Below are 14,423 nucleotides of genomic sequence, written 5' to 3'. Positions count from 1 at the left end.
GGTGACAATTTATAGCGAATGATGATTATAGCGAATGATGACAGATTCCCGGATTTTTGATCAGATTAGAATTGAGAAATTTCGAAGCCGCGCTTTTACCCGTTATGGTAAAAAGGGTGATTTTTTACTTAATCGTTTGTGTGAAGAATTGCAGGAACGGTTGCTCACGGTAGACCGGAGATTTTCTCATGCGGTTGACCTTTTCGGTCATACCGGAGCGGGAACGGAAGCGCTTGTCAACACCGGAAAAGTCGCCGTTGTCGATAGTGTCGAGAGTGACAGGCGCTACACAAGCGGTAATCATGCGTTTTTGCAGCGTGGACGCGAATTGATGGATTTACCGACCGGCTTTTATGACCTTGCTATTTCACTCATGTCCTTAAGCGTTACCAATGATGTCCCCGGAGTGCTAAGCCAGATTCGCAAAAGTTTAAAACCGGATGGTCTTTTTCTCGGCGTTATGGCTGGAACAGGCACTCTTGGAGAGTTGCGTGAAAGTTTGATTGAAGCAGAAATCGAACTTTATGGTGGAGTGAGCCCCAGAGTCTATCCGTTCACCGATATTCGTGATGCCGGTAGTTTGTTGCAAAGAGCGGGGTTTGCTATGCCGGTAAGTGATGTCGAGAACTTGACTGTTCGTTATGACACGATTTTCCAACTCATTGACGACCTGCGCGCTATGGGAATGCAAAACGGGCTTACCGGAAGGTCTCGTCGCCCTGTAAGCAGAAGGTTTTTCGAGCGTGCTGCGGAAATTTATGCAAAACGGTTTAGCGATCCGGACGGGCGCATCCGCGCGAGTTTCTCTTTCATCTGGCTCTCCGGTTGGGCACCGGATAAAAGCCAGCAAAAACCGGCCCGTCCGGGAACTGCAACAATATCTCTCGCTGATGTTTTAGGCGATAAATCGACCCATTAGTGCAAAATGCTGTATTGATAAACCGGGTTCATGAAGGGGGCTTGGTACTCTTCCAAGCCTTTCCGGACGAGGTCAATCAATGTGTCAATAAAGCACTATAAATCAATACCGTCCCTTAATTATGAAAAGATTTCATGAGTAAGTTGTTTGTAACGGATATCGGAACAGCCATATTCGACCAAAAATATTTTTAAAAACCTACGACATTTGTGCACATGCACACAATGTTTTTTGGGGTTTTTGATGGGAATGATTAAATCTGAAAAATAGTCGAGCTTTATAGAGCTGTAACAATTGGTTTTTAGTCAGATTTTTTTAGAAAATGACAAATGGCCAACAACGTCGGATAAGCGGGAAATGGGATGAAAAGTTTTTTATGAGAATTTATATTTTTTAAGGCAGTGTGTATTCATTATCGAAAGACATGCATTTTCTATTTTTCGGATTTTTTAAATAATGCGCTTAGTCGTCAATGATCGAGTAAATTTTATTGAGCAATTGCAAGCCGATAAAAACACTATTTTTTAATACCCCAAAACACGAGTTTCCGCGTGGAAAGGCCGATGCGGTTGTTTAACCGACCGTGTTGTTATTCACCAACGAAAGAGGCTGAAAACACCAAAATATGGTGTTCAATTTCATTTGTGTTATGCCGTTCTCGTGTTCAAGTATTGGTCAATTCCTTATCATTATCCGAGTCAAAAATCGATTTATCGGTTTCGCGTAAAATTTGGCTTGTAATCGTTGCGGCAGTCATTGCGCCGTTCACATTCAAAGCTGTGCGCCCCATGTCGATTAACGGTTCAATTGATATCAGCAATGCAACAAGTGTGACAGGCAGTCCCATTGTGGGGAGAACAATCAAGGCAGCAAATGTTGCACCGCCACCGACACCTGCAACGCCGATCGAGCTTAATGTTACAATGCCGACGAGTGTCGCGATCCAGACCGGATCTAGCGGATTGATGCCAACGGTGGGGGCTACCATGGTGGCAAGCATTGCCGGATAAAGGCCGGCGCAACCATTTTGACCGATTGTCGCGCCGAAGGAGGCGGCGAATCCTGCAATCGACTGCGGAACGCCGATGCGTTCGGTCAAAGCTTCGATATTCAAAGGAATACTGGCAGCACTTGAGCGGCTGGTAAAAGCAAATGTCAGGACCGGCATAACTTTTGAAAAGAAACGGAGAGGGTTAATGCCCGAAATTCCAAGCAGAAGCCCGTGAATGCAAAACATGATTGCAAGCCCGAGATAGGATGCGACGATAAACGCCAATAATTTCAGAATATCTGCTGCATTGGAAGTTGCTGCAACTTTTGTCATGAGAGCAAAAACACCGTAAGGGGTAAGCAGGATAACAATACGGACCAATTTCATGACCCAGGCTTGTAATGTATCAATCGCAGAAATGACGCCGTTTCCTTTTTCGGGATTGTCTTTCATCAAGCGTATGGCTGCAGCACCAAGAAATGCCGCGAAAATAACGACACTTATAATAGAAGTAGGATTGGCACCGGTGAGATCGGCAAACGGATTTTTCGGTATGAAAGAAAGTATGAGTTGCGGAACACTCATGTCAGCAACTTTGGACATGTAATTGGTTTGAATAGCACTCAGTCGGGCACTTTCGGCGCTACCCTGAACAAGGCCTTCGGCCGATAAACCAAAGAGATTGACCATCATCACACCAACAAAAGCTGCAATTAACGTGGTAAACAACAAAATGCCTATTGTGATAGTGCTGATTTTGCCGAGCGACGAAGCCGAATGAAGACGCGCAACTGCCGAAAGGATGGATGCAAATACCAGCGGCATAACGATCATCTGCAGCAGCAGAACATAGCCGTTGCCGACGATATTGAACCATTCGATCGATTTTTTCAGTTGCAGATTTTCCAAGCCGTAAATGGACTGCAATATAACCCCGAAAATGATGCCAATCACAAGTCCGATCAGAACACGGCGGGAGAGGCTCCATCCGGTTCTGGACATTTTAGCGATTGCGACGAGTAGCAGAATGAATATGACGAGATTGGCAATAAATCCGATGATCATTAAAAGCTGTCCTATGGCCGGGTATAAAAACAACCCATTGCATCAATGTACCCCAATCATGTGATATAGGGGACAGCACCTATGATCTCAAAGAAAAATATTTCAATAATAAAGATAATTAAGCGAAAATATGCTACCTAAAAACAATTATTGAGGATCTTTTACCGTGTCGACTTGAGGGATAGCAGACTGGTTAACCGAACCCGTCATAGTTGTGTAATCCACTTTATTCTGGAAAATTGATTGTGTCAGCTCGGCATCCTTACGATCACCCAACATAGGGACGAGGATGAGACCAAGCGCGATGGCAACGGAACCAAAAAGCAATACTATTCGCAAAACACCTGTCCCTGCTGATTGAGTAAGGTCGTTACGGTTTGTTTTTAAAGACTCTTGGTGGTGCATTATAATTACTCCAGAGTAACCGTCTGCCAGACTAAAAGTTACCTGTTAATAAGGATTTAACGCGCGACTTGGGCGCGACATTTTTGTCAAACAACGTAAAGAAATTGTTAAAGAAGAATGTCTTTCAAAATAGGTATAAGCGGTTTATCGGCAGGCGGCATCGGATAGTGATCAAGATTGGAAGCCGAAACCCATTTAAGGTTTTGTCCTTCGGCTCCCTTTGCTATTCCTTCATAACGTCTACAAATATAAAGCGGCATCAATAGATGGAATTTTTCGTAAGTGTGACTTGCAAAAGTCATCGGTGACAGACAAGTTTCATTTACAGTGATTTCCAACTCTTCATGAAGTTCGCGAATGAGAGCTTCTTCGGGCGTTTCCCCGGGCTCGATTTTTCCTCCGGGAAATTCCCATAATCCGGCCAGTGTCTTTCCCTTCGGGCGCTCTGCTAGTAACACGCGATTGTCGGCATCAATCAACGCGCAGGCGACGACAAGAAGAATAGGTTTTGAATTGGTCAAACGCCCGGTCTCCAATATTGATAATGGTAAATTGTTTTGAAACCTGCATCGCTATAAAGGCGCCATGCTGCACTGTTCAAAGTTTCCACCTGCAACCACAGACATTCGATGGGGACTTCAGCCGACTTCCGGCTGACCGTGCTGATCAGGCTTTGCAATGCTAGTCCGCCAAGGCCGCGCCCTCGCAACCCCGGAACGATTGCAAAATCGATAAGCCCGACCTGACCGAAATCGTTTACAGCAATGATATTGCCGATCACTTGACCATCACGGTCGAGTTCAAAAAATGAAGGCTTTCCTTTGATACGTTTTAAAAGCTTGAAATAAATCTCGGCATAGCGATTTTCATGGGTGTGGTTCAGCACAGTCAATTTGCTATAAGCTTCGACATCAATAGCTTTCAGTTTGACATCCGATCCAGAAATATGGGGAAGTGGTTTAAGAGCCATCACAGCCACATCTTTGAAATTTGCCCAACCGTTTTGCTTGAGCTCGTCGAAAAGCTCGAGCGGGGCAAGTGGTGTCATACGCAATGGCCGCTTATAGACGCCGTTGTCAAAACAGAGGTGTTTGACCCGTTCCCTCATATTTTTGTTATCATCAGGATCAAGCGGGGTCACCGAATTGATGCGGTCTGATGGAAAATCCGGCGTTGACCGGCAAGCCCAGACACCATCATAAAATTCTTTCTCTGTCGGCCACGCACGGGCAGAAAGTGCTTCAAGCCGGCGTATCTCGGCCAGAGTTGTACTCCGGCGATCCAAATTATCAACTTCTGTAGTCACCATTAATCTCGACATATTCTTTGGTCAAATCGCATGACCATATCGTTGCACAGCCATTACCCAAGCCAATATCGGCTTTAATGACTATATGGGAGCCTTTCATGTAGTTCGAGGCTTCCTCTTCACTATAACGGGGATCACGTTCGCCATCAACGGCCAAGCGGTGGGGGCCAAACCAGATTGACAATCGGTCGCGGTCGGCCTCCATTCCGGCTTTACCGACTGCCATAACCACGCGTCCCCAATTGGCATCCTCACCGGCTACTGCGGTTTTTACCAGTGGCGAATTGGCAATGGAGCGGGCAATGGTTCTAGCCGCTTCATTTGTCGTTGCACCTTCGACTTTAACTTCGATCAGATGATGGGCGCCTTCACCGTCAGTGACGACTTGCAAAGAAAGCTCGTGCAGAATTTCATAAATGCCATCGGCTAGAATTTTGTAACGCGGGTCATTTTTTTGATTAAGCGGTTTGATGTTTCCGTCAGCTGTACCGGTAGCAAACAAAAGAAGGGTATCTGATGTCGAAGTATCACTATCAACTGTAATCGCATTGAAGGTATCGCGCACTTTATCGGATAATATTTCCTGTAAAATTGCTGGATGCACAGGAGCATCTGTCACAATAAATGAAAGCATCGTTCCCATATTGGGGGCAATCATTCCGGCACCCTTGGCAATGCCGTTAATGATGATCGGGTGACCATCAAAATCGACGGTTCGCGTTGCAAGTTTCGGATACGTATCCGTTGTCATAATGGCTTTGACGGCTTCAAGCCATTTGTCTTCTTTGGCATTTTTTGCCATTTCAGGTAGTAAACCGGTAAAGCGCGAAGCATCCATTGGTTCACCAATAACGCCGGTGGATGCAAGATAGATTTCTTCCGGAGTAGCACCCAATGCCTCGGCTGCCGCTTTCGCCGTGGCATCCGTCGTTGCTATCCCTTTTTTGCCGGTAAATGCGTTGGCATTACCGGAATTAACAACAACGCCACGCGCCACCCCATGAGAAAGAATTTTTCTGCAATGATCGACAGGGGCAGACGGACATTTTGACCGAGTGAACACTCCGGCGACACTTGTTTCATTATCGAAGACAATAAACAGGAGGTCGGTACGGCCTTTATATTTGATATGCGCTTCGGCAGTATCGAGACGGACGCCTTTTATTAACGGCATTTCGGGATAAGCCTTTGGTGCAAGGGGAGAAATTTTGCCAACCATAGCAACCTCTTGAAAAATGGAAATTTAAAAAACAATAATGCCGGACAAAGCATTTGAAAAGCTAATTGTCCGGCATTTATCATAAAATCAAAAAGAAGCTTATTGGTCTTCTTCCTCGGGCTGTTCTCCGGGAAGATCACCCGTATCGCTATCGGGCTTCTGCATCATTTTAGCGACATCTTCATCGGGATATTTGACGTCCATTTTTCCACGCAGATCACCAATCATTTTGACGTAGCGTTCGCGTGCAATCATATTACGAATACCGTCTTTGACATCGGCCAATGCAGGTGGCTGTTTTTCGCGACGGTCTTCAACCTTGATAATGTGCCAGCCGAACGGGCTTTCAACCGGTGTTTTTGTATATTCGCCAACTTTCAAAGCAAAGGCAGCGTCTTCAAACGGCTTGACCATTTGCCCACGGCTGAAGTAACCGACATCGCCACCTGTTGTAGCAGCCGATTTTTCGCTTGATTTTTCCTTGGCAACCTCGTCGAATTTCGCACCTTTATCGAGGCTTTTGATAATATCTTCAGCTTCTTTCTTGGTTTTTACCAGAATATGGCGGGCGCGAACTTCCTGTTCCTTGGGAAGACCAGCGATTTCCTTTTCGTAACGTGCTTTGACATCGTCATCGGTAATTTTATCAACAATGGAATTTTTGAAATAAAGCTGCTGAAGAACATTATCGCGCATAATAGCCATGCGTTTTTCGTATTCGGGTGTTTTGTCGAGCCCGTCTTTCAACGCTGCATCGGACAATGTCTTCATATCGACGTAAATTTTTAAAACGGTAATCCGGCGTTGTTGGTCGGGTAGACGGGCAAGTCCCGGATCAATGTCATTGGCCATGGCGTCAAGGTCGCCGGCAGTCACATTTTTGCCGTCGACGACAGCCATCACATGTGACGGATCAACCGGTTTTTCAGGCTGTGCTGCGGGTGCTCCTGAAGGATCCGGCAATTTGGGCTGGGCCGGAGCGGCAGCATCCGGTGTGCTCTGTTGAGGTTGAGGAGCATTCTGTGCTGACGATGTCAGGCTGGTGCCAAGAAGCAGAGCCGACGACAGCAATAGGGTTAGGGGAATGGATTTCATAAACGGTCTCCTTGCGAACAGACAAGATGTTCTGGACTGAAATTTTGGTTAAATTCGGGACATTCATATCATGTTGTTTGACAAGTTGATAAAAATGTTTGGAATTTTGGGCAAAATTCACATCTTTTCTGTGGCTATTGTGATATTCGGGTGTTGTCGCACTTTCCAAAATATGTGCAAAGTGAGCCGAAACGGGTGTAAAATTTGGAAACTATGCGGTTTTTATCCATATTTCTCATGGATATAAACTTCGGCCTCAATGTTGACAGAAAAAGTCGCGACACCTATCTGTGTCGTAAATATTGGGTATACTTCAAGTTTTAAGACTTTGTCGGCATTGTTGCAGCCATAGTCTGTTGCATGCTCTGCCGTTGAAGGTTAAAGCGTGTACGTCATTCAACCGGCGTTCATCAAGCGCCAGTAACTAACATCGGAAAGGACCAGAAATGGTCAGTTTAGGCGGCCTTGCGCGCAAATTATTCGGTTCGGCTTTTGAACGTCGGGTAAAATCTCTTCGCCCTAAAGTTGCAGAGATCAATGCACTCGAAGAACAATTCAAAAAATTGAGCGATAGTGAATTGCGGCAAAAAACCGATGAATACCGCGCAAGATTGCAAAAGGGAGAAACACTTGATTCTCTTTTGCCAGAAGCTTTTGCAACTGCAAGAGAAGCGTCCAAGCGCGTTTTCGGTTTGCGACCGTTCGATGTCCAGCTTATTGGCGGTATTGTTTTGAATAATCGCGGCATTGCGGAAATGCGTACCGGTGAAGGTAAAACATTGATGGCAACCTTGCCGGTCTATCTCAACGCTTTGGAAGGCAAAGGGGTGCATGTCGTCACAGTGAATGACTATCTGGCAAAACGCGATGCCGAGACGATGGGTAAGCTCTACGGCTTTCTCGGCCTTACAACCGGCGTTATTGTTCATGATCTTGATAACGACCAGCGTCGGGCTGCTTATGCCTGTGATATTACTTATGGCACCAACAATGAACTCGGTTTCGATTATCTGCGTGACAATATGACGTTTGATCGTAGCCAGATGGTTCAGCGTGGCCATCATTACGCAATTGTCGACGAAGTTGATTCTATCCTTATTGATGAAGCAAGAACGCCGCTTATCATTTCCGGCCCGCTTGAAGATCGTACCGATTTTTATAAACAGATTGATACTTTCATACCGCCGCTGAAGCCCGAAGATTATGAAATTGACGAAAAGCAGAAGACTGCGACTTTCACAGAAATCGGCACCGAAAAAGTTGAAAAAATGCTTGCCGAGGCAGGGCTATTAAAAGGCCATGGCCTTTATGACATTGAAAATGTCAAGATTGTGCATCACATCAACAATGCGTTGAAAGCCCATAAACTGTTTACGCGCGACAAGGATTATATCGTGCGTAACGGCGAAGTTATGATTATTGACGAATTTACCGGCCGTATGATGCCGGGGCGTCGCTATTCGGAAGGGCTTCATCAGGCTTTGGAAGCCAAGGAACATGTCGCTATCCAGCCGGAAAACCAGACGCTTGCCTCCATTACATTCCAAAACTATTTCCGCATGTATGACAAATTGGCCGGTATGACCGGTACAGCGGCAACAGAAGCCGAAGAATTCGGCAACATTTATGGCCTTGAGGTCATCGAAATTCCGACCAACCTGCCGGTCAAACGTATCGACGAGAATGATGAAGTCTATCGCACTGTCGAAGAAAAATATCAGGCAATTGTTCGCGATATCCGTGCCTCCCACGAACGCGGGCAGCCTATTCTGGTTGGCACTACATCAATCGAGAAATCCGAACATCTGGCTGATCGTCTGCGCAAAGACGGCATTACCGGTTTTAACGTATTGAACGCCCGCTATCACGAGCAGGAAGCTTATATCGTGGCACAGGCCGGAGTGCCCGGTGCAATTACAATTGCAACTAATATGGCCGGTCGCGGTACCGATATCCAGCTTGGCGGCAATGTCGATATGCGTGTTGAACAGGAATTGAAAGATGTACCTGAAGGTCCCGAACGCGATGCGAAAATTGCAGCAATCAAAGATGATGTTGCCAAATTGAAGGAAAAGGCACTTGCAGCCGGTGGCCTTTACGTTCTTGCAACAGAACGCCATGAAAGCAGACGTATTGATAACCAGTTGCGCGGTCGTTCCGGCCGTCAGGGTGACCCCGGACGGTCGAAATTCTATCTGTCGTTACAAGATGATCTTATGCGCATTTTCGGTTCCAACCGCATGGATGGAATGCTCCAAAAACTCGGCCTGAAAGAAGGCGAGGCCATCACCCACCCGTGGATTAACAAGGCACTCGAAAAAGCGCAGAAAAAGGTCGAGGCGCGCAATTACGAAATCCGTAAAAATCTCCTGAAATATGACGATGTCATGAATGACCAGCGTAAGGTTATTTTTGAACAACGTATGGAGGTTATGGATTCGGAAGATCTGACAGATATGATCGCAGAAATGCGCGATGAAGTCATAGAGGATCTCGTTGAAAAATACGTGCCGCATGGAACCTATTCCGAACAATGGGATGCTGTCGGACTGCGTGACCAATTGCGTGAATTGTTCAACCTCGATTTACCGGTTGAAGATTGGGCAAAAGAAGAAGGCATTGCCGAAGAACAGATATTGGAGCGCGTCAAGAAAGCGATGGACGAACGGGCAAAAGAGCGTGAGGAACGGTTCGGCCCCGAAGTCATGGCCTATTTCCGCAAAGCCATGTTGCTTGAAAGTATTGATACATTATGGCGTGAACATCTGGTCAATCTTGACCATTTGCGTTCTGTCGTCGGATTCCGCGGTTATGGTCAGCGTGATCCGCTCAACGAATATAAAACTGAATCTTTTGAACTCTTTCAGGCAATGCTTTCCAATTTGCGGCGTGACGTGGTTTCCAAACTTATGCGTTTTGAAATCGTTGAACAGCCGAGCGAACCGGCTCCGCTTCCGGAAATGCATGCTGAACATCCGGAATTTAACGGTCAGGACGACGCTGAAGGTATGGTTTCGGTTAGCGCGCAGGATGACACTGTTGTTGCACCATCCAAACGTGATCCGAAAGATCCGACAACATGGGGAAAAGTCGGGCGTAACGAACTTTGTCCCTGTGGGTCAGGTAAAAAATACAAACACTGCCATGGATCGTTTGTTTAAACGATAAAACAGTATCGCCTTTCTAATTTGTGCGACATAAGATAAAAATTCCGGTTACAAAAAATCGGAATTTATTCGCTCGACATTCTAAAAATTTAAATAGACGCAAAATTGCGTCTATTTGTGCTTGTAGCAAATTTTTGTAATGGTTGGAAAATATGAATAAATATTTGAAAGCCGGATTGGTCAAAAAGAGTTTTATTTAAAACGTGGTGCAAGCTTAACTTGTCCGGTTATTTTAGGTTACATTCAGGGGGTTTTAATAAACTTATATGCAAGTTATAAAATCTGAATGAAAAACTCTTTTTTCTTTTACGCAATTAGATGAACGGTTCAGTAGTTATCATGGAAGATAAGCCCGATTATGAAAAAGAATTACGCAAAAGCGGCCTCAGAATTACGAGGCAACGGCGTATTATTCTTGGTCTTCTTAATAATAATCTGGATCACCCGAACGCGTTCGAGCTCTTCAAACGTGCGAGTGAAAAAGATCCAACAATTTCGTTGTCAACGGTCTACCGTACAATGAAGGCTCTAGAAGAAGTCGGAGCAATCGAACGGCACGAGTTTGAAGGCGGGCCATCCCGTTTTGAACAGAAAGATCGCGAGCATCACGACCACCTCATTGATATCGACACCGGCGATGTTATTGAATTCCGCTCCGACCTGATTGAAAAATTGCAAGAAGAAATTGCCCATTCATTAGGCTATGACATTATTCATCATCGCTTTGAACTTTATGGGAAGAAACGCAAGCGCTAGATGAGAGGTTTGTCTTTAAAAAACATGTTCATCTCAAGATGAATGGTGCAAAAAGACGCTCGTTTTTCAAATTCCCGTCGAGCAAATGCCGTTTTGGCATTGGCAAGCAGCTTGTGGTGCATTATCAAAGATTTGACCGGTCTTTGTCAGTGATCGGAACGATTGATCCATATAAACATACAGGCCTGTGAAAAATATGGTTGCATTACCGCAAGAGCGTATGAATCAACTCGAAAAGCATTTCGAGATGATCGAAAGTGAAATGGCGAATAATCCGGATGCCGAGACCTATGTAAAACTCGCCTCGGAATATTCCGAATTGCAACCTGTTGTCGGTCTGATACGCGAACTTAATAAAGCTCATCATGAAGCAAATGACCTTGAAGCCATGTTGAAAGATCATTCAATTGATCCGGAAATGCGTGGTCTTGCCGAAGAAGAACTTCCCGGCATGAAAGACAAAATTGCAAAATTGGAACATGATGTCCAAATCGAGCTATTGCCGAAAGATGCTGCTGACGAAAAAAGTGCAATTTTGGAAATACGTGCGGGTACCGGCGGGTCGGAGGCTGCTCTTTTTGCAGGTGATCTTTTTCGCATGTATGAACGTTATGCGAGTTTGCACGGTTGGAAAGTGGAAGTGGTTTCCGCAAGCGAAGGGGATGTCGGAGGCTATAAAGAAATTATCGCTTCTGTCACAGGAAAGGGCGTGTTTTCGAGGTTGAAATTCGAGTCGGGTGTGCACCGTGTCCAACGTGTTCCGGAAACGGAAGCCGGTGGGCGCATTCATACCTCGGCGGCAACCGTTGCGGTTTTACCTGAAGCGGAGGAAATTGATGTCGAAATCAAACCGGAAGATATAAGGATTGATACAATGCGGGCATCAGGCGCTGGTGGCCAGCATGTCAACACAACAGATTCCGCTGTGCGTATCACTCACCTGCCAACCGGTATTATGGTTGTGCAGGCCGAAAAATCCCAACACCAGAACCGTGCACGCGCGATGCAAATTTTACGGGCACGACTTTATGATCTGGAGCGACAAAAGGCCGACAGTGAACGCTCCGCTTCCCGTAAAAGTCAGGTCGGTTCGGGAGACCGGTCCGAGCGCATTAGAACCTATAATTTTCCGCAAGGTCGTGTGACAGATCACCGGATAAATCTTACGCTCTATAAGCTTGACAGAGTTATGGAAGGTGAACTTGACGAGTTGATTGACGCATTAATTGCTGATCATCAGGCGAGTTTGCTCGCAGAACTCGGCAATAACGGCTGATTATGGCAAGTCTTTCTGACGTTTTGAAAAAAACAAGAAAACTGTTTCGCAACAGAAAATTGGACAATGCCGATCTTGATGCTCGCCTACTGGTCGAGTTTTTCACATCGACGACGCGAAAGGATGAAATCCTCAATGCCAATTTTCAAGTGAGCGAAGACGCCTTGCAACGGCTTGATAAGGCAATTGTTGAACGTCTGAATGGTAAGCCGGTCTACCGGATTATCGGGAGACGGGAATTTTACGGGATAGAATTTCATCTGTCCGCTGATACTCTTGAACCAAGAGATGATACAGAAGCGCTTGTCGATCTGGTGTTACCGGAAATTCGCTCTATTGCTGATCAGTACGAGGAAGCCGACATTGTCGATATGGGAACCGGAACAGGGGCCATTGCAATTGCTCTTCTAGCAAATGTTGACGGGCTTAAGGCAACGGCTGTCGATATCAGCGAGGACGCCTTAAAAACAGCATCATTGAACGCGGAAAGCGCAAGAGTGGCAGATCGTTTCAGCTCATTAAAAAGCGACTGGTTTTCTGGTTTGTCAGGAGAGTTCGATATGATAATATCGAACCCGCCCTATATTCCGGAAAGCGAAATTTCCACCCTTGCAACCGAGGTGAAAAAATATGACCCGCTCAGAGCCTTGTCCGGCGGAAAAGACGGACTTCAATTTTATCGGAAGCTCGCCGAAGAAAGCCGACCATTTTTGAAACCGCATGGAATGATTGCGGTTGAAATTGGCAAAGGTCAGGAAAAAGACGTGATTGCTCTTTTTTCAGAGAATGGTTTTGAATTGAAAAAGACGCGCAAAGACTTGAATGGTATTTTGCGCGCCTTGTTGTTTTGCTGACCGTGAAACTCACGCTCTTAGCATTTGCTTCATTTTTCTATAGCAATGAAAAATTTAAGCCAATTCACGGCGCCGTAACAAATAGCAGAATATGAATGCAATGATGACGAGCGTGCCAGTAAAGGCGATGACCATGTCCCAGCCGCCATGGAACCAGAACCAGCCGCCAAAAGCACCGATGAAGCTCGATCCCATGTAGTAGAACAGAAGGTAAAGTGCTGTTGCATGCCCTTTTGCTCCAACTGCAATGCGCCCAACCCAACTGCTTGCCACCGCATGAGCGGAGAAAAACCCGATTGTTACGCACACGATACCGACAATAAACCAGAACAGACTGTTAGTGAGCGTCAAAATCAGCCCTAAAGCCAGAATCGCAACGGAAATAAACAATAGCGAGCTGCGATGATATTTATTGGTCAGGTTTCCGGCAATCGGCGAAACGATAATACCTGAAACATAACTCAGGAAGATAAAGCCGATCTCAGTCGGGCTAAGAAAGAACGGTGCTCCGCTCATACGAAAGCCGGTATAGTTCAAAATCGCAACGAAATCACCGAACACCAAAGCGATGAAAAGATAAATGTAAAGCAACCGTATCGAGCCAATATGGCCTATCCATGCTCTTATGTGGTGATGGATATTGATACCATGTACGGCAACAAAGTTCTTGGATGGTGGCAACAGAAAATAGAACGCAATGGCTGCAATCAGATCAATAATACCGATAATTGCCAAAGCCCATTGCCAATTGAACCACTCGATAAGGCTGCCCATACCAACCCGGCCCATCATGCCGCCGAATGCCGTACCACCGACATAAAGCCCCATGATTTTTCCGAATCCTCGTGGTGCAATTTCTTCGGCAAGGTAGGCCATCGCAACGGCCGGCACGCCCCCGAGGAGAATGCCTTCCAAGGCACGTGCGACAAGAAGCCAATGCCAGCTCGACGCAAAAGCTGCGACAATGTTTAGAACAGAAGCACCGATCATCGATGCGGTCATCAAACCGCGGCGGCCGAGCGCTTCGGAAAAAGCACTTGAAAGAAGAATGGAAAAGGCGAGAAAGCCCGTTGATATAGAAAGCGCCAACGAACTGTTCGCTGGCGTTATATGATAGTGGTTTGCGAAAGATGGTAGTAGTGGCTGAACGCAATAAAGAAGAGAAAAAGTTGCGAAGCCGGCAAAAAACATTGCCACGCTTATGCGCTTATATAAAGTCGTTCCGCTTTGTACACCAGGTTCAGCCTTAGTGGCTGTTGAGGTAGTCATTTTATACTCCGAGTATCTACCTCCCCCCGATTAACTCTCCGCTATTATGGCGGGTGGCTCTAATGTAATTTCATAAAAATCTAAATTCAATTTATATA

12 protein-coding genes are annotated in these 14,423 nt (G+C 45.9%); 5 read left to right on the top strand and 7 right to left on the bottom strand.

What is annotated here, in order from left to right; all coding sequences use genetic code 11:
- Positions 1–37: 37 nt before the first annotated feature.
- A complete protein-coding gene (locus PEB0122_RS06025) occupies positions 38–919 on the top strand; it encodes a methyltransferase domain-containing protein (protein ID WP_075916314.1) in 882 nt (293 codons plus the stop codon).
- Between the two features lie 664 nt (positions 920–1,583).
- On the opposite strand, the gene PEB0122_RS06020 is transcribed toward PEB0122_RS06025, so the two are convergent.
- The 6 genes from PEB0122_RS06020 to PEB0122_RS05995 all read right to left on the bottom strand — a co-directional run bounded on the left by PEB0122_RS06020 (position 1,584) and on the right by PEB0122_RS05995 (position 7,003).
- On the bottom strand, positions 1,584–2,975 hold the full coding sequence (locus tag PEB0122_RS06020; protein ID WP_075870212.1) for an L-cystine transporter: 1,392 nt from the start codon (positions 2,973–2,975) through the stop codon (positions 1,584–1,586).
- 147 nt (positions 2,976–3,122) lie between these two features.
- Positions 3,123–3,380, bottom strand: a complete 258-nt coding sequence (locus PEB0122_RS06015) for a hypothetical protein (RefSeq protein ID WP_075870211.1) — start codon at positions 3,378–3,380, stop codon at positions 3,123–3,125.
- A 107-nt stretch (positions 3,381–3,487) separates the two neighbouring features.
- On the bottom strand, positions 3,488–3,901 hold the full coding sequence (mutT, locus tag PEB0122_RS06010; protein ID WP_075870435.1) for an 8-oxo-dGTP diphosphatase MutT: 414 nt from the start codon (positions 3,899–3,901) through the stop codon (positions 3,488–3,490).
- Positions 3,898–4,689: a GNAT family N-acetyltransferase gene (locus PEB0122_RS06005; RefSeq protein WP_075870210.1), complete on the bottom strand. Its 792-nt coding sequence runs from the start codon at positions 4,687–4,689 to the stop codon at positions 3,898–3,900. The genes mutT and PEB0122_RS06005 overlap by 4 nt, the downstream gene beginning before the upstream one ends.
- Positions 4,670–5,908: a bifunctional glutamate N-acetyltransferase/amino-acid acetyltransferase ArgJ gene (argJ, locus tag PEB0122_RS06000; RefSeq protein WP_075916071.1), complete on the bottom strand. Its 1,239-nt coding sequence runs from the start codon at positions 5,906–5,908 to the stop codon at positions 4,670–4,672. Before argJ ends, PEB0122_RS06005 begins: the two co-directional genes overlap by 20 nt.
- 99 nt (positions 5,909–6,007) lie before the next feature.
- Positions 6,008–7,003: a peptidylprolyl isomerase gene (locus PEB0122_RS05995; protein WP_075870208.1), complete on the bottom strand. Its 996-nt coding sequence runs from the start codon at positions 7,001–7,003 to the stop codon at positions 6,008–6,010.
- Between the two features lie 446 nt (positions 7,004–7,449).
- Here PEB0122_RS05995 and secA point away from each other — a divergent pair, with 446 nt between their 5' ends.
- From secA to prmC, 4 genes are all read left to right on the top strand, one after another.
- The gene (secA, locus tag PEB0122_RS05990) at positions 7,450–10,164 is read left to right on the top strand and encodes a preprotein translocase subunit SecA (protein WP_075916069.1); all 2,715 of its coding nucleotides are present in this window, start codon (positions 7,450–7,452) and stop codon (positions 10,162–10,164) included.
- Positions 10,165–10,509: 345 nt separating this feature from the next.
- Positions 10,510–10,926: a Fur family transcriptional regulator gene (locus PEB0122_RS05985; RefSeq protein WP_075870434.1), complete on the top strand. Its 417-nt coding sequence runs from the start codon at positions 10,510–10,512 to the stop codon at positions 10,924–10,926.
- 196 nt (positions 10,927–11,122) lie between these two features.
- Positions 11,123–12,202 (top strand): peptide chain release factor 1, encoded by a 1,080-nt coding sequence (gene prfA, locus PEB0122_RS05980; protein ID WP_075870206.1) that lies wholly within the window; start codon positions 11,123–11,125, stop codon positions 12,200–12,202.
- Positions 12,203–12,204: 2 nt separating this feature from the next.
- Entirely contained in the window at positions 12,205–13,056 is an 852-nt protein-coding gene (gene prmC, locus PEB0122_RS05975; protein ID WP_075916067.1) for a peptide chain release factor N(5)-glutamine methyltransferase, read from the top strand.
- A gap of 54 nt (positions 13,057–13,110) precedes the next feature.
- Here the strand turns inward: prmC and PEB0122_RS05970 are convergent, their stop codons facing one another.
- Positions 13,111–14,325 carry an MFS transporter gene (locus tag PEB0122_RS05970; protein ID WP_075916065.1) on the bottom strand — a complete coding sequence of 405 codons (1,215 nt, stop codon included), beginning with the start codon at positions 14,323–14,325 and terminating at the stop codon, positions 13,111–13,113.
- Between the last annotated feature and the right edge of the window lie 98 nt (positions 14,326–14,423).

Source organism: Ditibartonella apis, from assembly GCF_001952075.1.
In the GTDB taxonomy this organism is placed as follows: Bacteria; Pseudomonadota; Alphaproteobacteria; order Rhizobiales; family Rhizobiaceae; genus Bartonella; species Bartonella apis.
This window is presented reverse-complemented; position numbering and strand designations above follow the sequence as displayed.